Origin of the sequence: Halorientalis pallida (genome assembly GCF_004118325.1) — an archaeon.
GTDB lineage: Archaea > Halobacteriota > Halobacteria > Halobacteriales > Haloarculaceae > Halorientalis > Halorientalis pallida.
Map to the genome: position 1 here is coordinate 266,831 of NZ_RDFA01000004.1, position 25,588 is coordinate 292,418.

Here is a 25,588-nt window from a genome sequence, read left to right on the forward strand (position 1 = left end):
GTTCCGCTTCGCGCTCGGGAGTCGTCGCCGAGAACGAGGAGAGTGAGGCGGGGATCAGGGAACTAGGTTCGTCGCCGTCGCGCCGCCAGTCCAGCCAGCAACAGTGCCGCGAGCGCCGCCAGCGACGAGAACCCGGGGCCCGTGGCGTCGGTGGTGGTCCCGGGGCGGTCGGGCGTCGGCGTCGCGGAATCGGGGTCGCGGCCCGGTCCGGCGCTCGGTTCGGTGGTGGGCCCAGTGGTAGGTGACTGGGAGGGTGTCGTCCCTGCCTGGTCCGCAGGCTCGTGGGTGTCGATGGGAACGGTGATCTCGACGATGCCGGCGGTCACGTTCCCGACGGCGAGGCCGTAAGTCCCGGTCCGGGCGAACTCGACGGGGACGGTGACGGTCCGTCGGTCGCCAGCCGGCACGGTCACGCTCTCGTTGGCTAGCACCGTCCCGTTGGCGGTGACGGCCAGTGCACGCGTGACGTTCACTGGTCCGTCGTTCTCGACCGTGACGGTCACGCCGACAGGCTCGGCCCGGGAGGCGGTCGACCGGTTCACCGTCGCGTTCGTCACCGAGAGGTCGGCGGCCGCGGGCGCAGTGACGGCGAACACGGAGAGCCCCGGACTGTTCGCCGCGAAGCGGTGGGTGCCGTTCTCGACGCCGCTGTGGGCGGTCAACAATCGGATCCACGAGTCGTTCGTCCGGCGGAGGAGCGTGACCGAATCCGGATCGGTCCCACGCTCGGTGAGCGTCGCCGCGTCGACGCCGAACCGGAACGTCACGCCCGAGATGTTCCGGTCGGGGACGGAGTGATCGACCGTCATGAAGCCGAGTGAACCAGTCGGTTCGGGGACGCCGTCGGGGGCGCTCGTCGAGGCGGTCACCGCCACGTCGTACGCTCGCGCCGTCGCGGTCACCGAGAGCCGGTCCAGACTGAGACGCTCGTCCCCAGTGGCGACTTCGAGGGGGAGCGCCACCGTCTCGCCAGGGTCGGCGCGGGTGACGCTCGCCGCTGCACCGCCCGGACCCGTCGGGCCGACCCGAACGGACGCCGGCGGATCGGGTGGCGCGCCACCTCCCGATCCGCCACCGCCACCGCTACCGCCGCCGCCGCTACCGCCGCCGCCACCACCGCCACCGCTACCGCCGCCGCCACCACCGCCACCACCGCCGCCACTGCCACCGCCACCACCGCCGCCACTGCCACCGCCACCACCGCCGCCACTGCCACCGCCACCCCGCGTGGCCGGAGCGACGGAGACGCTCGTCGACTGGCCGCTGGCGCCGTCGTGGCCGGTTTCGTCGGTCGCGTTCAGGAGCGTCGCCGAGACGTCGCCGGCGGACCCAGTCGACCGGACGGCACGGTAGGTGTGGGGTGGTTCCGATCCGGGCCGTGTGAACGCCGCCGTCGACAGCGTCGTGCCGATCTCGCCGTCGAGGCGGACCCGGAGCGTCCCGAGCGCCTCGGAGGCGCGGACGGTGATTACGACGCGCTGGTTCGGGCGCGTCGAGAGCGAGAACTCCCGGATCGCCGGCGGCGAGTCGACCGAAAGGGAGGGCGTCGTCTCGCGGTTCTCGTTGCCGGCCGCGTCGGTCGCGGTCACGCTGACGGTGGCGTCGCCGTCCGGAACCAGCCCCTGGCTCGCGACCGCGACGGTGGCGTTGGCGACGCCGTCCCCGTCGCCGTCGGTGAGGGTAACGGTGCCAGCGCCGAGCGCGGACGCGTCGGCGCGCAGGCTCGTCACCGCGGTCGTCGCGTCGCTCGCAGTGGCAGTGATCCCGACGCGATCACCGACCTCGACCCGGCCGTCGTCGGCGAGGAGGTCCCGCAGACCGACCGCCAGCGACGGCGGTGTCGTGTCGATCGTCTCCGTCGCGGTCGTGGCGCTGGCGGCGTTACCGGCCGCATCTATCGCGGTGATCTCGGCCGCGAACTCGCCGTCCGCGGCCGCCCGACGCGCGTCGACGGTGACCCTCGCGTCGTAGGTGCCGTCGCCGTCCCCGTCGGTCAGCGCGACCGTCTCCGCACCGAACGCCGAAAGGTCGGCCGTGACGCTCGCGATGCCGGTCGTCGTGTCGGAGACGGTCGCCCTGACCGCGAGTCGGTCGCCGTCGCCGACGATGCCGTCGGCCTCAGTGGTCTCCGCGAGCGTCGGTGCCGTCAGCGCGGGTGCGGTCGTGTCGACGACGACCTGGTCTGACTGGGCGCTCGCACCGTCCTTGGCCGCCGCGTCGGTCGCGCTGTCGAGCGTCACGGTGTAGGTCCCGTCTGTTCCGGCGTCCCACGTCGCGGTGTAGCGACCGGCCGTGTCCGAGAAGTCGGTCGCGGTCAGCGTCGTGGTCGCGGGACCGTCGATGCTCGCGGTGATGGCGGTCAGCGGCTCCGAGGAGTCGAAGCCGACGTCGACGCGCTGTGCCGACGGATTCCCGACGGTGAGGTTCGTGATCCGAGGCGGCGTATCCAGCGCGACGGAGTCCGTGTCGGCGGCGTTCCGGTTACCGACCGTGTCGGTCGCCGCGACCGCGACGGCGTAGTCGCCGTCCGTCGTCGCGTTGTTCCCGTCGACAGCAACGGTCCGCTCGTAGGTGCCGTCGCCGTCACCGTCGGTCAGCGCGACCGTCCCCGCACCGAACGCCGAGGCGTTTGCAGTGACACTCGCAGTTCCAGCGGTGGCGTCGCTCACGGTCGCGGCGATCACGAGCTCGTCACCGTCACCCACGGTCCCGTCACCGTCTGTCGCGTCCGCGAGATCGAGGTTCGACAGGGTCGGTGCCGTCGTGTCGACGACGGCCTGCCCGGACTGGCCGTCAGCGCCGTCCTTGCCCGCGTCGTCGACCGCTGCAGCCAGCGTCGCGGCGTAGGTCCCGTCGGTCTCGGCGTCCCACGTCGCGGTGTAACGCCCGTCCGTGCTGGAGAAGTTGCCTGCGGTCAGCGTTGCGGTCGCGGGACCGTCGATGCTGGCCCTGATCGACGCCAGCGACTCCGAGGAGTCGAAACCCAGTTCGACGGTGCGGCCCGCGAGGGTCCGAACGGTAAGGTTCCGGATACTGGGCGGTGTATCCAGCGTGAGTGTCCCGGTCGCCGCCGAGCGCTCGTTACCGACCGCGTCGGCCGTCGTGATAGTGGCCCCGTACTCCCCGTCCGTAGTCGCGTTATTTCCGTCGACGGAAACGGTCGCGTCGTAGGTGCCGTCGCCGTCCCCGTCGGTCAGTGCGACCGTCTCCACGCCGAACGCCGAGGCATTGGCATCGACGGTTTCGACACCCGCGTGGTCGTCCACGACCGTCGCCGCGAGGGTGAGGACGTCACCGTCGCCCACGGTCCCGTCGCCGTCCCCGTCGGTCAGGCCGAGCGCGGTCGCGGTGGGTGCGGTGGCGTCGACGCGGACGGACCCGGTCGCGTTGGCGTCGGTGTTGCCGGCGAGGTCGGTTCCCGTGACGGTCACCGCCGGTTCGCCGCTGGTCGCGTTCGCGCCGACCCTGAGGGTCCCCTCGTAGGTGCCGTCGCCATCGTCGTCGGTCAGCGCGACCGTCCCGCCGTCGAGCGCGGAGCCGTTCGCCCGGACGGTGGCCAGGCCGAAAATGTCGGTCGCCGTCGCCGTCACGTCGAGCGCGTCGTCGACGCCCAGCCAGCCGTCCGTTTCCGTGGTGAGCGTCGCGTTCGTGACGGTGGGTGCGACCCGTTCGACCGCCCCGACCGCACCGGTCGCGTTCACCAGCCCCCATCCGGTCGCGAAGGTGGGTTCGCCGTTCCGGACGCTCGTAGTCGTCGACCGCAGAACCGCCCGGAGGTCGGCCGGCGAGAGCGTGTCGTTCGCGGCCAGCGCCAGCGCGGCGACGCCGGCGGCGTGGGGCGCGGCCGCCGAGGTCCCGTAGAAACAACAGCCTGCGTCCGTCCCGACGCCGTCCGGGGCGACCACGTCGGGCTTGCGGCGGCCGTCGACGGTCGGCCCCTGCGATGAGTAGCCCCGGAGCCGACGGGTGTCGTGACCGACCGCACCGACGGCGATCACGTCGGGGTTGGCCGCCGGGATGAGCAGGCTCCGTGTCGCGTCGCTCGGGTGGAAGCGCGCGCGACCGAATGTGAAGGCGTCGAACTCGGCGTCCCGCGCGCCCGAGCGGTGGACGATCCGGAGCCGCGGGTTCGAGTCGCCCGCGTCGACCGTGACCCGCTCCCAGGCGCCGAAGGTCGTGCCGTCCTGCGTGTTCGTCGAGCGGTCCAGGACGGTCCCCTCCTCGTCGACGAGCATCACGTCGTAGTCCTCGTCGGGCGTGTCCCAGTCGTCCCAGCTGACGAAGATGTCCGCCGATCCGCTGCCCGGTGGGTCGACCGCGACCGAGCCACCGCCGGGGAGGTCCAACACGTCGTCGCCGTCCGCGTCCCGCCAGGAGCCGTTCCAGTGGCGACCGTTAGCGTAGTTGCCCGCCGAGGTGAGCCAGACGCCCCCGTCTGCGACGAACTCGCCGATCTTCCGGTCGATGTCGTCGGTACCGTCGAGCGGCCCCGCAGTGTTGGGCCACGCCAGCGACATCGACACGACGTCCACGTCGGTCGAGGACCGCAACCAGTCGACTGCCCGCTTGAGGTCCGTCGTGGTGCGAATGCGGACCAGGACCACGTCGGCCCCGGGGGCGGTCCGGGCGGCCAGTTCCGCCGTCTTCGTCCCGTGTGAGCCCGCACCGCCCTCGATACCCTTGCCCGAGAAGTCCCGCGTCGCAACGACCTGATCGCCGAACGCGGGATTGTCGAGGTCGTACCCGCCGGTGTCGACGACGGCGAGGGTCGCGTTCGTCCCGTCGTACCCGACGTCGTGGACGCGTCCGGCCTTCATCGCGGGCAACCCCTCGACGGTCGTGGGGGCCACGGGGACCGGCGGTCGGATCACCCGGACAGTCGAGTCGTTCGCGACCCGCGTCAGCGCCGGCGCGGGGAGGGTGACCTGCAACTCGCCGTCGTATCGGGAGTCGAGGGCCCCACCCGCGGCGCGGACGGCCGCGGCGGCCGCGTCGGCACCGCCCGGCCGGGCCACGACCGTCGCCTCGATCAGCCTCGTGCCGTCCTCAGTGCGTGCTGCCGAGCCCGCGGTCGCGGCCGACCCGCGTGCTCCACCCAGTAAATCGTCGTGGACGCGCGGATGCCCCGCCGACTCGTTGGCAGCCACAGTGTGGTTCTGGGCCGAGGCCGGCGACCCAGCACCGGGCGCTGCACCCGCCGTACCGACCAGGAGACTCACGAACAGTACGACGCCGACTACGATCGACCACCGGTATGTTGCGACCATCTCTACGGGACCGTGTCCGCTGTTCGACACCTCCGGTAGTTATTGTTTTCTACTCGACTATTTTTGAGATATATAATATTTCTTGGTAGTGAATTACTTGCCAACTCGTCACATCAGCCGCTCAAAATCGCTCTGAGTTCCCCTCTGCATATTTCCTAGCAGTATCTAAACTATATTGTTATTTTTATAATACGCCGTTGGGTGTCGGGATAGTTGCGACGACGACGGGCGCCAGGGTTTTTAAGACGCCGGGACTCGCAGGTGCGGGCAATGAGATTCATCGAGGAGGTGGTGGTCGAGGAGTTCCTCCCGACTCTCCGATCGATGCTGGCCGAGGAGTTACGGGATCGGGGGCTGACCCAGAGCGAGGTGGCCGCCCTTCTCGGGATCAGTCAGAGCGCCGTCTCGAAGTACGTCCACGGCGAAGTGGCACGGAACGAACGGCTCCTGACCGACGAGCGGGTGGTCGACCTGGTCGAGCGACTCGGCGACGGCCTGACCGACGGGAAGATGAGTCCCGTCCAGGCACTCGTCGAGGCGGAGGTCGTCATCCGGCAACTCGAACAGGGGGACGTGCTGGCCCAGTTGCACCAGGAGGAGGTGCCCGAACTGGCCGATTACGGCGGGGCGTTCGACGTGCACGATCCGGACAGCGACGTGCGGGTCGCCGAACAGGCGCTGGCCTCTGTCCGCCGGGGACTCACGGTGATCGAGAACACGACGGACTTCGCCCGGTACATCCCGGCAGTGGGGACGAACCTCGTCGAGGCCCTGCCCGACGCCACCGGCATCGAGGACGTGGTGGCGGTGCCCGGCCGGATCATCGACCTGAAGGGGCGCCCGGAGATCCCCGCCGAACCGGAGTTCGGCGTCAGCGAGTACGTCGCCAGCGTCCTCCTGACCGCCCGGGAGCACGGCAGCGACGCCCGCGCCGCGCTCAACGTCCGCTACGACCCGACCATCGTCGATGCGCTCGAATCCAGCGGATACACGACCGTCGAGTTCGACGCCGAAGCCGGCATCGACGAGGCGATCCCGGCCGCACTGGCGGCCAACCCCGACGCCGACGTCCTCTACCAGGCGGGCGGCTTCGGGATCGAACCCGTGATCTACGTGCTCGGCCCCGACGCCCCCACGGTCGCGGGCCGGCTCCGGGACAGTCTCTGATGTCCGACCTCGACCGGGTGCGGCAGTTCTACGGCCGGTGGGCCCACCTCTACGACCGACTGGCGACCGCACCGGGCGTCCGGTCCTGGCGACGCCGGGCCGCCGCGGCACTCGATCTCGCCCCGGGCGACACCGTCGTCGAGATGGGGTGTGGCACCGGCGCGAACGTCCCGTTCCTGCGCGAGCAGGTCGGCCCGGACGGTCGAATCGTCGGGATCGACGTGACCCGCCCGTTGCTCGACCGCGCCAGCGCGCGGGCGGCGGCCGAGGGCTGGACGAACGCGCACTTCTGTGCCGGCGACGCGACCCAGCCGCCGATCTCGGGACCGGTCGATGCCGTCCTCGGAACCTTCGTCCTCGGGCTGTTCCGCGACCCCACGGCGGTCGTCGACGGCTGGCTCGACCTGTGCCGGGACGGCGGCCGCGTCGCCGTCCTGAACTTCCAGCGCAGCGACCACCCCCTGGCCGCCCCGGTCGACCTCGCGTTCGCCGCGTTCCTCTGGGCCGGCTCGCCGGGCTGGGGCTGGCCCGAGGAACCCGTGACCGCGGCCTTCGAGCGCCGGGTCGGGGCCGGGCGGACAGCGCTGGCGGCCCGGACCGACGAGCGCTGCTACGAGACGTTCGCCGGCGGCTATCTCGGCTTGCTCTCCGGGCGCGTTTAGGAACGTTTTTTCCACTCGTGTCAGTCCGTACTAACATGCTGTCCGCCCAGCGACTCGCACCGCTCGCGGTCGCCCTCCTCCTCGTCCTCGCAGGGTGTGGGGCCGGCCCGAGCGACGGCACGACGACGGCACCGGACGAAACCGACGCGCCGACGGCGACCGACACACCGGCGTCGGCCGACACACCGACGCCCGGCGGCACGGAGACGCCTGGTACGGCGACGCCCGACGAGCAATCGCCCGACGATGGAGCGACGAGTGACGGCGGGGAGACGACCGCCTACGGCGTCCAGGTGCGCAACGGAACACTGCCCTTCGGCGCGAACCGGACGTTCACTCGCGTGCGGGAACTGGTCGGTACGGACGTGGAGCCACCGCTCGTCACAGTCAAGAACCTGAGCGAGGTGCGACAGAGCCTCGCCGGCATCGACAGCCCCACCAACCGTGCGCTCGGCTACGAGCCGGTGTCGGTCAACTGGAGTTCCCCGACCGGCGCGACACCGCTGAACGGGACGGTGTATCTCCATCCCGGCGAGGGGTCGCCCGGGGCGGTCGAGCGGACGCTGGCGCACGAATTCGCACACACGATCCAGTTCCAGGCGGACATGCTTCCCTGGCTCGGCCGCCTTCCCGGACAGGGGCCGGAGGTCACGCGCGACCTGTTGCAGAGCCGTCTCTCGCTCATCGAAGGCGGCGCAGTCTACGTGGCCGACGCGTACACGGACAGGTATCTCGACGTGCGCAACAACACGGCGTCCGTCCGATCGCTCTACGAGTCGGGAAGTCCCGCGTACCGGAGCGCCATCGCTCGGTACTACTTCGGGAGCCGGTACGTCCGAAACCGAATCGACGATGCAGGGAATCTCTCTGCCGTCTATCGGAACTACCCGCGGACGACCGAAGGGATCATTCACGGCTACACGCGGGGCGAGGAGCCCAAGCGGTCACTCGCGGTCGAGACGAACGCGACGGCCGGCAACTGGACCTTCGCCCGCACGTCGACCATCGGGGAGATGAACACACGTGTCACGCTCAGCACGGAACTCTCGCGGGACCGCGCCGCGAGAACCGCGACGGGATGGGGGAACGACCGCCTCGCCGTCGCCAGCTACACGCGCAACCGATCACGTCTCGGCTGGGTGTGGACGTTCCGCTGGGACAACGCTACTGAAGCCGCCGAAGCGATGCCCGCACTGGAAGACTTCGCGGACGCGCGCCAGTCCGCGTCCGACCTCGAATTCCGGACGGTCCGGATCAGCGGCGAGACGACCGGGCTGGTGTTCGGCGACCCAGCGTTCGTCGACGCCGCCGCGGTCGAGGGCACGACCGCGAACGTCACAGTACAAGTCGGATCCTGACCGGCCCTACGCTTCGTACCGCGCGGCGTGCACCTCGCAGAACTCGGGCTCGCGTAACTGCGCCTCGATCACGCCGGGCTGACGGTGTGGATTGGCCAGCCGACAGCCCGCCGTTTCACAGAAGTCCTCGCCGGTCGCGAGGTAGTGGTATGCCTGCAGGACGTAGCCCTTGATCGCCTCGGTCGTTCGAGGGTCGTCCTCGACCAGGAACTCGCCGTCGACCTGCGCTTCGAGGACTTCCCGCGGGGGCGTGTCGCCGCTGACCATCGCCGTGCGCTGTTGCTCCTTGTAGTACTCTTCGGGCTTGGCCGGCGCTTCGTAGAGGCCGGGCACCGAGATCGGTGCGGGTTGGCCGAGGACGTTCACGCGCTTGTGCCAGCGGCCGTCGTGGTCGCCCCAGGTCCCCAGCACGCGGTCCAGCAGGGGGACGTGCAGGTGATCGAGTGAGCGTTCCTCGTCGGGCAACCGCTCCCGGAGTGCGTCCTGCACGGCCAACCCGTCGTAGATGACGCCGCCGGCGCGCTCGGGGTGGTCGAGGGCGCGCTCCTCGTAGCGGACGATGCCCAGCATCGTGTTGCCCGTCTCCCTCTCGTAGGGACTGAGGACTCTGACCTTTGCGAAGGCCTCGGCGAGGCCGTCGTCTTCTCGGTCGAGAAAGCGGTCCCGTACCTCGACGGTCGCGGGGACGCGTTCTGTGAGCCAGTCGGCGACAGCGTCGGCGTCGGCCGGCGTCGTCGGCGCGCGGTAGAGGGTGACGCGGTCGGGCATAGTCGACAGTCGGCGAGCGCGCCAGTTACGGGTTACGGGTCCGGCTCCAGTCGAACGTCGCTAGGCTCCGCGACGGCGGGCGGCGAGCGTCCCGACGAGCACCGCGAGCACGGCGACGAGGACGCCGAACCCGGCACCGTCCGCGGCCGTCCCGGTGGTTCCCGTCGCGTCCTGCTCCGTCGGCGGTGCGTCGACGGTCACCGTCGCCGTCGCGTTGCCGAGGCGGAACCGGTAGAGGCCGGCCGTGGGCGCGGTGACGAACGCGACGTCGCGCTCGCCGCCCGGCTGGACGACGATCTCCCGGGTCGACACGGCCGTGTCGTTCCGGTAGAGCGTGAGGGTCCCGGCGGCCGGGATCGTCGCGTCGTTGCGGACCCGCGCCGTCAGTTCGAGCGGAGCGCCCGCGGTCAGGCGGGACGCGTTCGCCTGCAGGTCGACGACGGCCGGCGGTGACGGGCCCCGGACGGTGACGGCAACCGACCGAGTGCCGGCCGTGAGAGTGTACGTTCCGGGGTTGTCGAACGTGTGCGCGAACGTGAGACGCCGTCGTTCGCCGGAATCGAGGGCGCCGGAGCGCTCGTCGAGACGGCTGCCGTCGACCGCGAACTGGGCGTCGAACTCGCCGGCCGCGTCACCAGTGTTCTCCACGGCCACGTCGAGCGAGAGCCGTTCGCCGGTCGCGAGTTCGACCGGCTGGCCGGCGTCGAGCGAGCGGTTGCGGTAGGGGCCGTCGACGCGAAAGCGCTCTGTGGCCGGCGCGAGGGCGTACTCGATCCGCGGGGCCGCACCCTCGAAGGCGCGCAGGTGTTCGGTCCGGGTCCACATCGAGGGTACGTCGTCCGTCGTGGTGTAGCGGTCCGCGAGCCGGCCCACCTCGGCACCGGCAACGTCGGTCACGATGGACTGGAAGGCCGCCGCCGTCAGCGGCCCCTCGGCGGCGTTCATCCGCTGGAAGACGGCCTGGAGGCTGCGGCCGTCGGTCGCCAGCCGGATCCGCCGGTCGAGTTCGCCCGCCACGAGCGCGCCCTTCAGGTACGGCGTCCGGCCGGTCAAGGTGGACGGCTCCGCCAGGATCTCGCCGGGCTCCGAGCGGGTGTCGCCGGCTCCCAGTCGGCTGCTGAAGGCCGGGAAGCCGATCCGGTCCTGTTCGAGCGAGAACAGCGCGGCGTAGTACGTGGCGCTGGCCTCGGTGAACCAGCGCGTGCCGTCGTTGCGGTCGTAGTCCTGTCGCGTGTGGACGTACTCGTGAATCCAGACGTTGTCGGGCACGTCGAGCCGCTGGGTGTCCTGCACCCAGAAGGAGTTCCCGCCGGTCTGGAGCCCCTGGACGGACCACTCGACGGTCGTCGTGGGCGCGGCGATCATGAGGACGCTCGCGTCACGGTCGCCCACCCGCATCGCACCCGCGGCGGTCGTCACCGAGTCGAAGATCTCTCCCCGGGATTCGGCCAGCGTCGCCGCCGCCGGGACGATCAGCCGGAACTGCTGGCCGTGTGCGCGCCGGGTGTACTCGGCGTGTGAGCCGAGAAAGGCCACGGCCTCGCTGGCGACGCCCTCGCCGTCGATCCGCGTCCGCCGGTCGAGCGTGACGTTCGCGCCGCGCCAGCTCCAGGAGACGCCGACCTGTGGCGTCCGGATCAGCGCCCAGGGCCCGGCGTCGACGAAGGTGTAGTCACCTCGCCCGGCCAGCGGGCCTTCCGCTACGCGCGTCTCGTTGACCGGCAGCCGGTAGGTCAGGCTCGGCGCGTCAGTCTGCCCGTCCCAGGTGAACTGCCCGTTCGACGCCGAGAGCCCGTCGGTCTCGATCACCGTCGCTCGGGCGGGCAGTTTCGTCTCCAGTTCCACCAGATTGTCGGGCTCGGAAAAGTGGGCCGTGACCGTGATCTCGCCCGGCTGGTCGGGCGTCAGGTGCAGACGTTTCGTGAGTTGCAACGTCTCGCCGTCCTGGGCGGTACTCGTCGTCACGTTCGTGACGGGCACGTCCGCGGTCTCGGCAGTCGCCAGCCCGGTCACGCCGACGCCGAGTGCGATCACCGACAGCAGACAGAACACCAGCACACGTCGTCGTCGTCCCATCAGTATCGAGGTCGGACAGCGCGGACTTAGTTCCGGTGGCAGTTTCGTGGGCGGCACCGTGGTCCGATTCCCGCGATGGTCGAACCCGACAGCGGCGACACGCAGGGGGACCGGTCCGCTCCGGCCGTTCGGAAAAACTGATACAGAAGACACCTATCAGTGGTACGTATGGAGACGAGCGAGGGGAAGAAGGGGGCCCTGGGAACCGTTGGTCTCTTCACGGTGGGCCTCTGCCTGCTGGGCGTTATCTGGGGCGCGTTCACTGTCACGATGACGGTCGTTGCCGGCCGGAACGTCGGCGTCGCGGTCGGAACAGTCGTCACGCTCGGCTCGGGCCTCGCAGGCGTCTGGTACGGTCGCGGGAGCGCCACGGGTCGCCTCGGGATCGCTCGGTGCCTACTCGTGGTCGGTCCGGTCGCGTCGCTGTTCGTGCTGGTCGTCTCCCTCGTCGTCGCCGTCTCGCCGCTCACCGGTGGGTCTTCCGGCGTGGTCGACGCGACGGTGGTCCTGGTACTGTCGAGTGGCTGTCTGACGGGGTTCCTCCTCGCGATCCGTGGGATGTCGGGGTACGGAACCTGGAGCCTCACCGGACGGCTGTACGTCGCGGTTCTCGTCCTCGGTCTCTGCACGATCTGTCTGTTCGTCGCCGTCTGGGTGGCCGTCTGGGCGTACTTCGGTCCAGGACGGGGAGCCAACCAGCTGGGGTTCGCCGCTGGAGTGGTAGTCCTGACGCTGATCGCGAATGCGGAGTACGACCGGCTACGCACCGTCACGGAGCACGGGGGTGCGAGCGTCGTGACGACTGCCGATCAACCGGAGCTGTACGCGCGGGTAAACCGCATGGCTGCACAGATGGACGTTCCGGCACCGACCGTCGCGCTGGCGGACCGATCGACGACAGAGGCACTGGTCGTTGGGTTCCGACCGACCGAGACGCATCTCGTCCTCTCGACGGGCCTGCTCGAAACCCTCGACGGCGACGAACTGGACGCCGTGATCGCGCACGAACTCGCCCACGTCGCGAACCGGGACGCGATGGTGATGACGGTCGTCGCGATCCCCATCGTCGTCGCCAACGGCATCCTCGCTCGCAGTCCGCTGTCTGCCCTCGGCCACGAAGACCCCGAACAGGGCGACCGACGGACCGGTCACTATTTTGCGTATTTCATCCCCATCGCTCTGCTCGTCCGTGGCATCGGCCGCGCGACGGCGGCCGTCCTCTCGCGCACCCGCGAGACCACCGCCGACAGAGCGGCGGCCGAAGTCACCGGTTCCCCCGCAGCATTGGCCGGCGCCCTCCGGAAACTCGACGCACGGATCGACGCCACGCCCGACCAGGACCTCCGCCAGGTAGCGGGTATCTCCGAACTGTCGATCCTGCCACTCCGGCGCTCGAGTGGCGTCGTCGACGGTGACGACACTGGCGGCGAGTCCAGCGGAGGCTGGTTCCGCACCCACCCGCCGACGGCCGAGCGGATCGAACGGTTGCAACGGCTGGAACGGGAACAGGTGTAACGACCAGCGCGGGACACCCACACGAACGGCGGTGTAGGCGGCAGAAATATACACCATTGTACTGAATTGTTCATCACAATGGGAGCGGGTACGTTCGAGGTCGAGGAGTCGTTCCGATTCCAGGGGCGGACGTTCGAGGAGTACCGGCGACTGTTCGACTTCGACCCGTCGTCACTGTCGGGGTCGATACTGGACTGTCCGGGGGGACCGTCGTCGTTCACCGCCGTAGCGCGGTCGATTGGGGTGAAAGCCTACGCCGTCGATCCGCAGTACGGGCGACCAGTGTCGGCCATGGCAGCGGACTGTGAGCGGGCCGTCGACGACACCGAGGACCAGCTTCGGGCGAAACGCGACCAGTTCGTCTGGGACTACTGCGGGAGCGTGGAGACCCGGTGTCGGCACCTCCGGGCGGCCGGACAGCGCTTCGTGGCCGACTACACACAGCACCCCGACCGGTACATCGCGGCCGCGTTGCCCGACCTTCCCTTCGAGGACGGCGCGTTCGAGCGCGTCCTCTCCGCACACCTCTGCTTCCTGTTCGACGACCGGCTCGATCTCGACTTTCATCGGGCGGCGATGGCCGACCTGTGCAGAGTCGCCAGCGAGGAGGTGCGGGTGTTCCCGCTGGCGTCGCTGGATATGACACACTCGGCGTTCGTCGCACCCGTCGTCGAGGACCTCCGCGAGCAGGGTCACGAAGTGGAGTTCCGGGACATCTCCTACGAGTTCCTGCCGGGCGTGACGGAGATGCTGGTGGTGTCGGTGTAGCGGGGGCGGCGCTGTGCGGTCGCTGTGCGGGTGTGGGAGCGGTCGGGCACGAGCACAGCAGCCGCGAGCGCCCGTGGCGCTCGCGGCAGTTTTTCCCCACGTTTTTGCAAACGGGGGTGCGTGCCGCGCACCCCCGTTTGTAAAAAGTGGGTGCCGTTAGTCGTCGGCGGGACTCGCCCGCGTGGTCATGTCCACGTCCTCGGCGTCGACGCCGAGTTCGTCGATGGCGGCCTGGGCGGCGCGCTTGCCCGAGAGGAGCATCGCGCCGAAAGTCGGGCCCATGCGCGGGAGGCCGTAGGTGGTCGCGGTGGCCATGCCGGTGACGACGAGGCCGTCGTGGGCGAGGCCGGTGTGTTCGACGACGGCGTCCTCGGACTCGCCGACCCACATGGAGTCGTGGCCTGGCGAGTCGTGGCCGGGCGCGCCGTAGGAGTCGTCGCCGGTCTGGTCCATGCCGCTGGCCTCCTCTTCGAGGCCGGGCGCGTTCAGGACGCCGCGCTCGTCGAGTTTCTTGACGGCCATGGCGTCGTGGCCGGTGGCGTCGACGACGAGGTCGGCCTCGACGGCGATGGGATCGACGCAGGTGATCTCGCGGGGCAGGGCGTGGACCGGTGTCCAGTTCATCACGATGCCGCCGACGCGATGGTCCTCGCGGATGACGATGTCGGTGAACTCCGTCATGTTCTGCATCTTCGCGCCGGCGTCACAGGCGGCCTTGATCAGGCCGGAACAGGCCTCCGGGCCGTTGGCGACGTACAGTCCCTCGCTGTCCTGGGACTGCTTGTAGTCCACGTCCAGTTCGTCGAGGACGTGGTGGGCCGGCCCACGCACGGTGACCTTGTTCATCAGGAAGCCGCCGAGCCAGAAGCCGCCGCCGAGATAGTTGTTCTTCTCGACGACCATGGTCTGGACGCCGCGTTCGGAGAGTTCCTTGGCGGCCATCAGTCCGGAGGGACCGCCCCCGACGATGATGACGTCGCTGTCGGAGAAATCCATGAACTCCTCGGTCCACTCCTGGCCGATGGCACGGGTCACTTCCGCCTCGCCCACGTCGCTGAACTGCTCGAACTCGGACATAGTAGTTACTACTACCACCTGGTGATACAAAGGAATTCTGATCGGCCAAGCGGGAAATCGTCGGGACCGGGGCGACCGTCGGGTCTGCGTTTGGCGTCGAAATAGCGAAAACTCATAAGCCATCGGCCGGACAACACATCGCAACCCCGGAATGACCTGGCAGTACACCCCGTTTCTCACCCTCACGCTCATCGCGGCCGTGCTGGTGGGCGTCGCCGCGCTGTACGTCGTCCGCCAGCAGCGGGCGTACGAGCCGGTTCCGGGTGGGTACACGGCGGTGGTGCTGGCGGTCGCGATCTGCTGGGTGCTCGTCACCTACGGGCTCCAGATCGGGAGCGTCGGACTCACACAGAAGCTGTTCTGGTACAAGCTCGGGTACATCGGGTTCATGCCGGTCCCCGTTCTCCTGTTGCTCTTTACCCTGCAGTACACGGGCCGGGACGAGTGGATCACGTGGTGGAGCCTCGGGCTGTCGTTCGCGATCCCGCTGGCCATGATCGGACTGACGTTCTCGAACGGGAGTCATCAACTGGTCTGGACGAACCCGACGATCATCGACAACGGAGCGTTCGTGGCGTTACGCCCGGAATACGGCGAGGCGATCGTCGCGTACGTAGCCGTCAGCGTCCTGCTGGCCGTGACCAGTATCGCGCTCCTGACGCGACGGGCGTACACGTCGGCCGGGATATACCGCCGGCAGGCGGTATTGCTGGTCGCCGGGACGGTGGTGCCGGTCGTCGCCGCCGGCGTCTACTTTTCGGGCTGGAACCCACTGCCCGGACTCGAAGTCATGACGATCTCGCTGGCGATCACGGCCGGCGCGTTCTGCTGGGCGGTCGCCCGCCACGGGCTGTTCACGCTGATCCCCATCGCCAGCCAGGCGGCCGTCGAGCAGATGGACGACGCGGTCGTCGTCATCGACATTCGCGGGCTCGTCGTCAACGTGAACGAGCAGGCCGAACCGTTCCTGACCGTCGACCCCGACGAGGCTATCGGCGGCTCCGTCGGCGAACTCCTCCGCCCGTTCGCGGTGCCGCCCGCGCCCCGGTCGGGCGACCCCGAGAGCGACCGCGAAGTCGTGACCGACCCCGAGAGCGGCCGCTCGTACCAGCGGACCGGGACGCCGCTGACCGACGGCGACGGCGTCGTGATGGGCCAGCTGGTCGTCCTGCAGGACATCACCGAGCGCGTCCGCCGGGAACGCCGGCTCCGCCAGCAGAACGAACAGCTAGAGGAGTTCGCGAGCGTCGTCTCCCACGACCTCCGGAACCCGCTGAACGTTATCAGCGCGCGCTCACAGCTGGCCCGCGAGACAGGCGAGCCGGAACACTTCGACGCACTGGACCGGGCGGCCGACCGGATGGACCGGCTGATCGACGACCTGCTCCAGCTCGCCCGGCAGGGTCAGACCGTCGACGAGACCGAACGCGTGTCGCTCCAGCAGGTGGCCCACGACGCCTGGTCGCTGGTGAACGCCCCCGAGGCAGACCTCCAGATCGAGAGCGACATGTTCGTCGAGGCGGATCGGGACCGTCTCCAGCAGGCCTTCGAGAACCTCTTTCGCAACGCCGTCGACCACGTCGGCACGGACGTGTCGCTGATCGTCGAACCGCTCGAGTACGACGCCGAGTACGGCGTGGCCTCGGGCTCGGCCGACACCAACGGGGACGACGACGAAGGCTCGGATCGGACCCGCGCGGGTTTCGCCGTCGAGGACGACGGCCCCGGCATCCCGGCCGAAGAGCGGGACAACGTCTTCGACTACGGGCACACGACAGAGGAAGACGGGACCGGCTTCGGGCTGGCCATCGTCAAGGAGATCGTCGAGGCCCACGGCTGGGAGATTCGGGCCGTCGACGGCGAACTCGCCAGCACCCACGAAGAGGGCGAGTACGGCGGCGCGCGCTTCGAGGTGACCGGCGTCACCACCGCGCAGGGCCTGGCCATCGGCGAGACCGACGTGGGATTCGACTTCAGTTAGTCCAGCCGTCGAGACTCGACGTCGTGCGTTCGACGGCCCGTATCAGGTGGTCGGTGTCGATATGTGCGTCGGCCCGCATCGCCGTCCGGGCGGCGTTCTCCGCGACGAGTTCCAGGTCGCTGGCCGCGTACCCCTCGGTCCGCTCGACCACGGTCGCCCAGTCGAGGTCGTCGGCCAGCGGCCGGTCCCGGAGGTGGACGCCGAGAATCTCGCGGCGGGCGTCGTCGTCCGGGGGGGGCACCTCGATGCGCTCGTCGAACCGACCCGACCGCCGGATCGCGCCGTCGATGTCTTCGAGCAGGTTGGTCGCGCCGACGACCACCACGTCCTCGCCAACGTCTTCGAGTTCCGCGAGCAACTGGTTGACCATCTGCTGCTCGCTGGTGTTCATCCCACCGGTCCGGTTGCCGGCGATGGCGTCGATCTCGTCGACGAAGAGGACACAGGGCGCGTTGGCCTCGGCGATGGCGAACAGGTCCGCGACGTTCTGTGCCGGCTTGCCCATCCACTTGCTCGTGAGGTCGGCGGGCGTCACGTCGAGGAAACTGTGGCCGAGTTCGCCGGCCAGCGCGGTCGCCATGTAGGTCTTCCCACAGCCCGGCGGGCCGTGGAGCAGGAGGCCGTTCAGTACGTCCAGCCCGTAGTCCTCGAACCGGTCGGGGTCGTCGAGGGGTTCGATCACCGTCTCCTCGAGGCGGGCCTTCAGGTCGGCCATCCCACCCACGTCGTCGAAGTCGATGCCGGGATCCGGGTCGACCAGCGAGCGGGCGTTCAGGTCCGCGCTGTCGGGCTGTTCGACGTGATCCTCGGCGTCTTCCGGCCCGCTCCAGTCGGGGATCGAGGAGTCGAGTTCCTCGGCCGCCGCGAGCAGGTGTGACTCGTCGATGTCCTCGCCGGCACGCAGCGCCTTCCGGGCGGCGTTCTCCGCGATCAGTTCGAGGTCGCTGGCCGCGTAGCCCGCCGTCTTCTCGACGACGCTCTCCAGGTCGATGGCCTCGGCCGTGGGGCGGCCGGCGAGGTGGACTTCGACGATCTCGCGGCGGGCGTCGGTGTCCGGCGGCGGGACCTCGACCCGCTCGTCGAACCGGCCCGACCGCCGGATCGCCCCGTCCACGTCGTCCACGAGGTTGGTCGCGCCCATCACGACCACGTCGTCGTCGCTGGCGTCCTCCAGTTCCGTCAGCAACTGGTTGACCATCTGCTGTTCGCTGGAGTTCATGTTCGCGTCGCCGTCGCGGGTGCCCGCGATGGCGTCGATCTCGTCGATGAATAGCAGGCAGGGCTGGTTGGCACGAGCGATCTCGAACAGTTCCTGCACCTTCTGGGCGGGTTCGCCCATGTACTTGCTCGTCAGGTCGGCCGGGCTGATCTCGACGAAGTCGTGGCCCACTTCGCCCGCGAGCGCCTCCGCGATGTAGGTCTTCCCACAGCCCGGCGGCCCGTGCAGGAGGACGCCGTTGACGACGCCGATACCGTACTCCTCGAAGGCCGCGGGGTCTTCGAGCGGGCGAACTACCTTGTGCCGGAGCCGCTCCTTGAGGTCGTCCATCCCGCCCACGTCGCCGAAGCCCCGTTCGACCTGTCGGGTGACCAGCGACTCGGCGTCCATCTCGACGCCGTCGGGCTGGACGATCCCGTCCTCGCCGTCCGCGCCGTCGCCACCGAACGACCGGTCGGGCGAACGGTCCGGAGTTCGGTCCTGGCCGTCGTTCGACCGGTCCTCAGAGAGCTGTTTCTGGACCCGATCTAGCGACAGGTCGTAGCCGTACTCGGCCAGCCGGGTCGGATCGTCCGCGATGAACTCCGAGAGCCAGCCGTGGCGCTCGAACTCCCGTTCGCTGGCGTCGGGCTCGCGGAACGCGAGCATGATCGCGTGATCGGCCGTCTCGCCGCGGTACTCCGCGAGCCAGAAGGGGAGATAGACCCGCGTGACCTCCGTCACCTCGTCGAACCCGCCGGGATCGAACTCGCCGGGGAGACCGTATTTCTCGCGGAGTTTCCGGAGGAACACGTCGGCCTGGTCGCCCCGGCCGGCGTCGCGCTGGCGCGCCCAGTCCGCGACTCGCTCGGGGATGAGATCGCCGGCGGTGTCGTTGTCGACCTGGAACTGGAGGAGGACGGACGGGCCGAGGCCCGGGCCGTCGCCGAAGTCGTAGTCCCCCGTCGCGACGTTCAGCAACCGGCCGGCCTCCTCGGCGTAGCGGGAGACGTGTTCGTCGTTGTCCGCCCAGAGTCCGTCGAGGAAGACGGTGTCCTCGCGTTCCTCGCTCCCGAACCACCGGCCCTCGCCCGACTCGTAGCGGACGGTGACCCGGAACACGGGATAGAACACGCGGTGGAGGCGTTCGAGGCGTTCGGCCTCGTCGAAGGGCGTGAGCGTCCGGTCTTCCAGTACGTCCCGCACGTTCTCGGCGTCGGGGAGGCGGTGATCCACGTAGATGTACGGCGGCAGCGACATCAGAGACCACCGCTTCGGATGGCGTCTTCGGCCGCCGACAGCGCCGCCTCGCGGTCGAAGTCGTCGACGATCCGGTCGAGTTCGTCGCGGGAGGCCTCCTGCAGGTCACGGGCGTGGTCGGTGATGCCCGGCACCGCACGGATGATGTTGTCGACGATGGGGACCGTCGCGGTCTGTGCCGACCGGGAGAGCGGGTTCAGGTCGATCACGAGTTCGGTCTTGCCCATCTCCGCGAGGGCTTCGGCGCGGTCGCCGTCTTCGAGTGGGACCAGCACCACGTCGGCGTCGCCGATGCCGTCGGCGTCGACCTTCGCACGCTCGTGGTCGAGGCCGGGAATCCGGCCGTCGGCGTCGAGGCCTTTCACGTCGTCCGCGCCGTGGTCACGGAGGTGATCGGCGATGCGTTCCATGCGTTCTTCGGTGCGGTTGAACAGGTTGACTTCAAGGTCCGCGCCGGTCGCGTCCCCCAACTCGACCAGTTCACCGGGCACGAGGGCGGCGGCGTTGCCGTTGACCGAGAGGACCGGGTGGTCCGCGCGCAGAAGGTGGGCGGCCGCGGCGCGTTCGGCCCGGTCGGCGCTCTCGGTGGTGCGCTCGCCGAGCAGGTAGTCGTAGGCCTCCCCTCGTCCCTGTGCGATCAGCCCCTGTCGAGAGGTGATCCCCAGATCGACCCCGTGTTCGATCCGGTGTCGAGTCAGCAGCGACTCGTAGCGGGGGTGGCTCTCCGGCACGTCGATCTCGTCCATACTCGATCACGTTGTCGCTGGTGTAAAAAATCGCCCGGTGCGCCGGCGAAACGAACCGTTCCTCGCCGCCCGCCCGGACTCAGGCCTGGCTCTCGGTCGCGGCGTCGGGGCCGAACTCCCGGAGGCCGCCAAGCGCCGCTCGGGCCTCACGGCGCGTCGGGTAGGTCCGCTTGCTCTCGGCGACGGTGCTGCCGTCGGTGTCGACCAGCCGCCAGCGCCAGCCGTCCTCGTCACCTTCGTGGAGTTCGAATGCGGGCGACTCGATCTCCAGCAGACTCGCCGTCGTCAACACGTCCCGGACCGACGCGAGCGCGCGCTCGGCCGCGCTTCGGGTGTCGAAGGTCGGGCCGCTGACGCCGACGGTGTTGCCCGCGGTGTCGACGAACCGCCAGATCCAGCCGTCCTGACGCTCGGTGACCTCGAACGCCGCCAGGTCGAAGTCGAGCAGGCCCGCGCCGCCGGCGAGTTCGCGGGCCCGCGAGAGGTCGACTCGCGCGCTCTCGCGGCTCTCGTGGGTCCGGGCCCCGACCGCCAGCGTCGCCCGGTCGGGATCGACCAGCCGCCACCGCCACGCGTCGGTCCCGCTGTCCTCGTCGGTGACCGTTTCGAGTCGAAACGCGGCGGGGTCGACCGCGAAGACGCTCGCGCCGCCGGTGTTGTCCCGGACGAGCCGGGCGGTCGTCGCCACGGCGTCACGGGACGGGAACTGTTCGGTGCCGACCGCCAGCGGCTCGCGCTCGCGGTCGACGATCTCCCACTCCCAGGCCTCGCCCTCCTCGCCCTCGGTGACCGAAAAGCGGATCGCGATGTCCTCCACGGTGTGGACGGCCGCGTCGGCGGCGAAGTCCGCGACGGATTCGGCGGCCGCGGTGGCGCTCTCCCGGTCGGTGAAGCCGCCGAGACTCCGGGCGATGGTGCTCCCGTCGGGATGGATCAGCCGCCAGCACCACTGGCGGCGTTCGCCCTCGCCGACGTACACCTGGAAGAGGGCGGCGTCCATCCGCCGCGTCTCGGCCTCGGGAGCCAGCAGGGAGAGCGCGTCCATCGCCTCGCGGGCGGTCTCGTCGCTGTCGTAGCGGCCGGGGCTGGTCGCCAGCGTCTCGCCGCTGGCGTCGACCAGTCGCCAGTGCCACTCCGATTCGGCCTCGTACAGCTCCAGCGCGGCGCTGCCGATCTCGACCAGATCGGCCTCGGGCGCGTGCTGTTTCATGGTGCTCATCGCCGCGGCGGCGTCCTCGCGGGACGCGTGTTCCTGCCCGCTGTCGGAGACGACGCTCCCGTCGGCGTCGACCAGCCGCCAGTTCCACCCGCCGTCGTCGGCCTCGTAGAGGTGGAACGCGGCGCTGTCGAACTCGATGCGGTCGGCGGTCTCGATCTCTTCACGCAGTTGCTCGACGGCCGCCCGGGCGTCGTCCGGGCCCTCGAACGTCGCGCTGGCCGGACTGCGCGCGACTGTCTCGCGGTCCTCGGTGACCAGCCGCCAGGCCCACTGGTCCCCCTCGGGGTATATTTCGTACTCGGCGTCGTCGAGTTCGACGACTGGCGCGTCCGCGACGACCCCCTTGACGCGCCCGACGACCGAGCGCCCGCTCTCCTCGGAGGGGACCGCGCCCTCACTGCGGGCGACCACTTCGTCGTCGCCGTCGACCAGTCGCCAGCGCCAGCCCCCCTCGTCGCCCTCGACGATCTCGTAGGCTGGCGAGCCCGATTCGAGGAACGGCATGTCGATGGCCCCCGCCATGATCCGCCGCACTGAGCTCTCGACTGCGTCCCGGCTCTCGAACTCGTCGCTGGCCTCGGCGATGGTCTCGTCGTCGGCGTCGACCAGTTCCCAGCGCCACGTGTCGTCGGCCTCGATCAGCTCGAAGCCGACCCCTTCGACGTCCATCACCGGCGACTCCCGGGCGGCCTCCCGGATCGACCGGACCGACGCCTCGGCGTCGTCGCGGTCCTCGTAGGCCCGTGGCCCCTCGCCGAGGACGCCCCGGTTCTCGTCGACCAGCCGCCAGCGCCAGTCCGAACCGTCGCCGTAGACTTCGAACGCACCCTCGTCCACGTCCAGCAGGGAGGCGCCGGGCCCGTGTTCTTTCAGCAGGTTCACCGCACTCTCTGCCTTCTCGCGGTCGGCGTAGCGGCCGTCGCTGTCGGCCAGCACGACGCCGTCCTCGTCGACCAGCGTCCAGCGGGCAGTCGACCCGCGGTCTTCCCCCTCCTCGCGGTACAGGCGGAAGGCGGCGTGGTTGATCTCCAGCAGGCTGGCGCCGGCCACCTTCGCCTTGATGTCTTCGAGGGCAGTCTCGGCGTCGGCCTGGCTCTCGTAGGCCCGGGTCCCGTCGGCGACGGCCGCCTGCTCGACGAACCACCAGTGCCAGCCGGACTCACCCGGGAAGACCGCGAACACGCCGTCGCGGTCGGCCTCCCCGACCAGTACGTCCGAGACGCGGGCCTCCGCGTCGTCCTCGACGACCCACCCCATCGCGGCCGCGTCCTCGTCGGCCAGGAAGTAACTCCGCCGCCCGGTCACCACGGGCACCAGCGCGGCGACCAGCGTCAGAATGGCCAGTCCGCCGCCGTAGCCAGTGAGGAAGAGCTGCCCGTTCGTCGTTCCGACCCCCCACCGACCCGGGAAGATCCGCAGAAAGTACCCGACCGCGGCGACGGCGACGAGCGCGCCGAGTACCGCCACCAGCACCGCGCGTCGGCGAAGGGGCAACTGGAGGACGGTTCCCAGCAGGAAGACGGGGAATCCGGCCGCCGCGAGCACCAGCGTGAGTTCCGAGACCGCCACTGGAGCGAGCCCGAGTAGTCCCGTCCGGCCGGCGGCGAACACCACGGCGGCGGCGAGCATTGCGATCAGTCCGACCACCAGCACCCAGTAGCCGTACACCTCGAGTTTCGTCCGTGCCTCCCCCATGTACTCGTCGTAGAATCCGTAGAAGACGCTGTCCGGCTGCGATCCCGTTGCCATTGGTACAGTTCGACGTTGGACCACTCGCTACCTTAAACGTGTGGTTAGTTCACACGTCCCTCAGCGACTGAGAACGCCGCTATTCGAGCAACCGCGCGCCTGTCGGGTCGATCCGGCAGGTCGACGGGTCGTAGCCGGCCGCCGAGAGCCCACCGTCGGTGGAGAACACGGTCTTTCCGAGCATCGCCATCGACGCGTCGCCGCCGGCCTCGTTCACGTCGAGGATGACCTCCCGTACCTCGGGCGTGAGGAGTTCGGCCTCGCGGGCGAACTGGCGGGACGCGCGCATGAACGACGACAGCGTGGGCTCTTCGACGACCCGGGAGAGGCTCCGCTTGCCGGCACGATCCAGGAGTTCGGTGTCGCCGGAGATGACGTCCTCCGTCGAGAGTTCGCCCAGTGTGTGGTACTCGACGGGGCCGCGAGCGGGGATGGCGTCCAGCAGGTTGTCCTGGGGTCCGCCGGGTTCCAGCCGGATCGGGACGCCGCCGCGGGCCTGGGCCACCACGTCGCCAAGCCCCGTCCCCGCCTGCACCTCCGCGCCGTGGGCGATGGTGACGAGTTCGTTCTCGGAGAGCCGGCGGTCGAACGCGTCGTTGACCGCAAGGGCGGTGCCGAGCGCCATCGCGCCGGAGACGCCGAAGCCCGATCCGATGGGCAGGGGCGTCTGCCCGTCGACGCGAGCGGTCGCCTGCAGGGTATCGAGGACCGTCTCCACCGCCTCCATCTCGACGGGCACGTCGTTACAGCGTACGCTCGTCTCCTCGGCCGGGCGCACGGTCACCGTGACGCCGTCGGAGAGGGTCAGCCCCGCGCCCTGTGATCCCGCTTTGGTCGGATCGTCGTCCCGGTGGATGGTGAAAAAGCCGGTCACGTGGCCCGGGACGAACGCGTCGGCTTCAGTCATGCCTCCCGGTCGGGGCCCCGGGCGAATAAAAGGTGGTCGTTACCGGCGTCGGTGGCGAGTGTGTCCCGGCGAGTCACGGTTCGAGCAGTTGGTCGAGGTCCCCCTCGGCGTCGGCGCCCGGGTCGATCTTCGGGACGGTGATCGCGAGTATCGTTCCGGACGGCTCGTTGGCCTGAAACGTCACGTCGCCGTCCGCGATCTCTGCGCCCCATTTGATCAGCCAGAGTCCGAGGCCGCTGCTGTGCTGGAGTGCGGTCTCGGTCCCACGCTCGATGACCGACTGCTCGTACTCGTCGATGCCCGGGCCGTCGTCGGCGAACTCGACGGTGACGGTCTCGGCGTATTCTTCGACGGTCACCTCGACGCAGGGGTTCGGCCCGTCGTTGTGGACGATCGCGTTGTCGAGCACGTTCGTGAACACCGTCTCGAGGATACCGTCGACGTACACGCCCGCCGGGACGGGTTCGGACTCGACGGTCGCGGACGGATACCGCTCGGCGATCAGGTCGACACACCCCGCGAGGAGCGTCGAGAGCTCCGAAGCCGCCGTTTGCTCGCGACTCTGCTCGAACACGTCGAGGATGGCACGGGCTTTCGCGGCCGTCTCCTCGATGTGGTAGGCACCCCGTTTGATCTTGCCGGGGTCACCGGTTTCGTCGTCGGCTTCGAGCAGTTCGGCGTGACTGACGATCAGGTTCGTGTCCGTCCGGATGTTGTGTCGGAACAGCCGGTTCAACACCTCGTGGCGCTGTTGGTTCCGGACGTGGTCGCCGATGTCGTGGAAGGAGAAGATCGTCCCGACGGTTCGGTCGTGGCTGTCCGTGATCTCCGTCCGGGTGATGTCGTACAGCGTGTCGGTGTGGGGACTGTAGACCGTCTCTCTGCCACCCTGGCTTTCGTGCCGTTGGGCCGAGTCACACCGCCGAAAGACGGTTCGGGCTTGCTCGCCGAGGACCCGTTCCTCTTCGACGCCGAAGACCACCCGCGCGCTGTCGTTCATGTCGACCACGAACCCGTGATCGTCGACGACGACGACGCCTTCCTGCAGCTGGTCGATGAAGAGTCGCCGGGCGTGTTGCCCGGCCGACGGTGTCGTACTGAACAGCTGGAACTGCGTGACGGCACCGAGGTACGCGACGCCGGAGACGGAGAACGCGATGGGCGTCGGATCGAACGCCGGGATCGAGATGACGCCGCCGAGAAAGAGCGCGTTGCTCACCCACGGGGCCAGCGTCCCCAGCAGAATTGCCCCGCTCTGTCCCCGGAACATCGTCGACTCACACCTGATGAAATCCAGCAGTGGAATCGTCCCGAGGACGCCCAGCAGGTACGTGTATCCCATGACGACCCAGACCCAGGGCCCGATAGACCGGTTCAGAAACGTCTGTCCCTGATACACGACGAGTTCCGAGGTCGTGTACAGTAGATCGTGGGCTCGGCTCGTCAGTGCGAGGGCGATAGTAACGGCGGGAATCACCGAGAGGACGAGGACGTATCGCGGTCGGACGTACTGATCACGGCCGGTGTATTCGAGCGAGAAGAGGAGCCAGGAGACGGGGATGCTGACGACGCCGATCCAGAGCAGTTCGCTCCAGAGAATCTTCCCCTCGAACGTGGCCAACTGGAGATCGAACAGTGAAAACGCGACCCAGATACACTGTCCGACGAACATCCCCAGCAGCGGGATTGCACCGGGTTCGTCCCGCTCACGCCACGCGATGAGCGCCGCGCTGACACCGACGCCGAGGGTGACCGCGTAGACGACGGAAAGTGTGTCGATATCCCACACTTTGGAAAGAGAATGGGAGAAATCAGTATAAATGTATCTATTGTTTTATGAATATGATAGAGTTAAAGATGGAGTTAAACT

General features: G+C 69.2%; 15 protein-coding genes. 6 read left to right on the plus strand and 9 right to left on the minus strand.

Annotation, left to right across the window (positions count from 1 at the left end):
* Window positions 1-62: 62 nt before the first annotated feature.
* Window positions 63-5,267 carry a S8 family serine peptidase gene (locus EAF64_RS12915; protein ID WP_129069410.1) on the minus strand — a complete coding sequence of 1,735 codons (5,205 nt, stop codon included), beginning with the start codon at window positions 5,265-5,267 and terminating at the stop codon, window positions 63-65.
* Window positions 5,268-5,537: 270 nt separating this feature from the next.
* On the opposite strand from EAF64_RS12915, the gene EAF64_RS12920 reads away from it, so the two are divergent.
* Genes EAF64_RS12920 through EAF64_RS12930 form a run of 3 tightly spaced genes read left to right on the plus strand, consistent with a single transcriptional unit; the run spans window position 5,538 to window position 8,454 of the window.
* Window positions 5,538-6,434: a thiamine-phosphate synthase family protein gene (locus EAF64_RS12920; protein WP_129069411.1), complete on the plus strand. Its 897-nt coding sequence runs from the start codon at window positions 5,538-5,540 to the stop codon at window positions 6,432-6,434.
* A complete protein-coding gene (locus tag EAF64_RS12925; RefSeq protein WP_129069412.1) occupies window positions 6,434-7,096 on the plus strand; it encodes a class I SAM-dependent methyltransferase in 663 nt (220 codons plus the stop codon). The genes EAF64_RS12920 and EAF64_RS12925 overlap by 1 nt, the downstream gene beginning before the upstream one ends.
* A 35-nt stretch (window positions 7,097-7,131) precedes the next feature.
* The gene (locus EAF64_RS12930) at window positions 7,132-8,454 is read left to right on the plus strand and encodes a hypothetical protein (RefSeq protein WP_129069413.1); all 1,323 of its coding nucleotides are present in this window, start codon (window positions 7,132-7,134) and stop codon (window positions 8,452-8,454) included.
* A gap of 6 nt (window positions 8,455-8,460) precedes the next feature.
* Here EAF64_RS12930 and EAF64_RS12935 read toward each other — a convergent pair whose 3' ends face one another.
* Window positions 8,461-9,222 carry a DUF7001 family protein gene (locus EAF64_RS12935; RefSeq protein ID WP_129069414.1) on the minus strand — a complete coding sequence of 254 codons (762 nt, stop codon included), beginning with the start codon at window positions 9,220-9,222 and terminating at the stop codon, window positions 8,461-8,463.
* 60 nt (window positions 9,223-9,282) lie between these two features.
* A complete protein-coding gene (locus EAF64_RS12940) occupies window positions 9,283-11,298 on the minus strand; it encodes a CARDB domain-containing protein (protein WP_129069415.1) in 2,016 nt (671 codons plus the stop codon).
* A gap of 168 nt (window positions 11,299-11,466) precedes the next feature.
* Between EAF64_RS12940 and EAF64_RS12945 the strand changes: the two genes are divergently transcribed.
* Both EAF64_RS12945 and EAF64_RS12950 read left to right on the plus strand, forming a co-directional pair.
* The gene (locus EAF64_RS12945) at window positions 11,467-12,813 is read left to right on the plus strand and encodes a M48 family metalloprotease (protein WP_227738965.1); all 1,347 of its coding nucleotides are present in this window, start codon (window positions 11,467-11,469) and stop codon (window positions 12,811-12,813) included.
* A gap of 78 nt (window positions 12,814-12,891) precedes the next feature.
* Window positions 12,892-13,581, plus strand: coding sequence for a class I SAM-dependent methyltransferase (locus tag EAF64_RS12950; protein WP_129069416.1), 690 nt, complete (start codon window positions 12,892-12,894; stop codon window positions 13,579-13,581).
* A gap of 156 nt (window positions 13,582-13,737) precedes the next feature.
* Here the strand turns inward: EAF64_RS12950 and EAF64_RS12955 are convergent, their stop codons facing one another.
* Complete coding sequence (locus EAF64_RS12955) at window positions 13,738-14,658, minus strand: sulfide-dependent adenosine diphosphate thiazole synthase (protein WP_129069417.1); 921 nt, start codon at window positions 14,656-14,658, stop codon at window positions 13,738-13,740.
* Window positions 14,659-14,809: 151 nt separating this feature from the next.
* Between EAF64_RS12955 and EAF64_RS12960 the strand changes: the two genes are divergently transcribed.
* Window positions 14,810-16,639 carry a histidine kinase N-terminal 7TM domain-containing protein gene (locus tag EAF64_RS12960; protein WP_129069418.1) on the plus strand — a complete coding sequence of 610 codons (1,830 nt, stop codon included), beginning with the start codon at window positions 14,810-14,812 and terminating at the stop codon, window positions 16,637-16,639.
* Here the strand turns inward: EAF64_RS12960 and EAF64_RS12965 are convergent.
* From EAF64_RS12965 to EAF64_RS12985, 5 genes are all read right to left on the minus strand, one after another.
* Window positions 16,632-19,097, minus strand: coding sequence for an AAA family ATPase (locus tag EAF64_RS12965; RefSeq protein WP_129069419.1), 2,466 nt, complete (start codon window positions 19,095-19,097; stop codon window positions 16,632-16,634). The two genes, EAF64_RS12960 and EAF64_RS12965, sit on opposite strands and share 8 nt — an antisense overlap.
* The gene (locus EAF64_RS12970) at window positions 19,097-19,843 is read right to left on the minus strand and encodes a 4-phosphopantoate--beta-alanine ligase (protein ID WP_129069420.1); all 747 of its coding nucleotides are present in this window, start codon (window positions 19,841-19,843) and stop codon (window positions 19,097-19,099) included. The genes EAF64_RS12965 and EAF64_RS12970 overlap by 1 nt, the downstream gene beginning before the upstream one ends.
* A 79-nt stretch (window positions 19,844-19,922) precedes the next feature.
* On the minus strand, window positions 19,923-22,811 hold the full coding sequence (locus tag EAF64_RS12975) for a DUF1508 domain-containing protein (RefSeq protein ID WP_129069421.1): 2,889 nt from the start codon (window positions 22,809-22,811) through the stop codon (window positions 19,923-19,925).
* A gap of 79 nt (window positions 22,812-22,890) precedes the next feature.
* On the minus strand, window positions 22,891-23,718 hold the full coding sequence (locus EAF64_RS12980; protein ID WP_129069422.1) for a pantoate kinase: 828 nt from the start codon (window positions 23,716-23,718) through the stop codon (window positions 22,891-22,893).
* A 73-nt stretch (window positions 23,719-23,791) separates the two neighbouring features.
* Entirely contained in the window at window positions 23,792-25,507 is a 1,716-nt protein-coding gene (locus EAF64_RS12985) for a histidine kinase N-terminal 7TM domain-containing protein (protein WP_227738966.1), read from the minus strand.
* Window positions 25,508-25,588 lie beyond the last annotated feature (81 nt).

Excerpts from the sequence above, each read along its gene's own strand:
- EAF64_RS12915 (WP_129069410.1), bottom strand. The coding sequence starts at position 5,267 with ATGGTCGCAACATACCGGTGGTCGATCGTAGTCGGCGTCGTACTGTTC.
- EAF64_RS12920 (WP_129069411.1), top strand. The coding sequence starts at position 5,538 with ATGAGATTCATCGAGGAGGTGGTGGTCGAGGAGTTCCTCCCGACTCTC.
- EAF64_RS12925 (WP_129069412.1), top strand. The coding sequence starts at position 6,434 with ATGTCCGACCTCGACCGGGTGCGGCAGTTCTACGGCCGGTGGGCCCAC.
- EAF64_RS12930 (WP_129069413.1), top strand. The coding sequence starts at position 7,132 with ATGCTGTCCGCCCAGCGACTCGCACCGCTCGCGGTCGCCCTCCTCCTC.
- EAF64_RS12935 (WP_129069414.1), bottom strand. The coding sequence starts at position 9,222 with ATGCCCGACCGCGTCACCCTCTACCGCGCGCCGACGACGCCGGCCGAC.
- EAF64_RS12940 (WP_129069415.1), bottom strand. The coding sequence starts at position 11,298 with ATGGGACGACGACGACGTGTGCTGGTGTTCTGTCTGCTGTCGGTGATC.
- EAF64_RS12945 (WP_227738965.1), top strand. The coding sequence starts at position 11,467 with ATGGAGACGAGCGAGGGGAAGAAGGGGGCCCTGGGAACCGTTGGTCTC.
- EAF64_RS12950 (WP_129069416.1), top strand. The coding sequence starts at position 12,892 with ATGGGAGCGGGTACGTTCGAGGTCGAGGAGTCGTTCCGATTCCAGGGG.
- EAF64_RS12955 (WP_129069417.1), bottom strand. The coding sequence starts at position 14,658 with ATGTCCGAGTTCGAGCAGTTCAGCGACGTGGGCGAGGCGGAAGTGACC.
- EAF64_RS12960 (WP_129069418.1), top strand. The coding sequence starts at position 14,810 with ATGACCTGGCAGTACACCCCGTTTCTCACCCTCACGCTCATCGCGGCC.
- EAF64_RS12965 (WP_129069419.1), bottom strand. The coding sequence starts at position 19,097 with ATGTCGCTGCCGCCGTACATCTACGTGGATCACCGCCTCCCCGACGCC.
- EAF64_RS12970 (WP_129069420.1), bottom strand. The coding sequence starts at position 19,843 with ATGGACGAGATCGACGTGCCGGAGAGCCACCCCCGCTACGAGTCGCTG.
- EAF64_RS12975 (WP_129069421.1), bottom strand. The coding sequence starts at position 22,811 with ATGGCAACGGGATCGCAGCCGGACAGCGTCTTCTACGGATTCTACGAC.
- EAF64_RS12980 (WP_129069422.1), bottom strand. The coding sequence starts at position 23,718 with ATGACTGAAGCCGACGCGTTCGTCCCGGGCCACGTGACCGGCTTTTTC.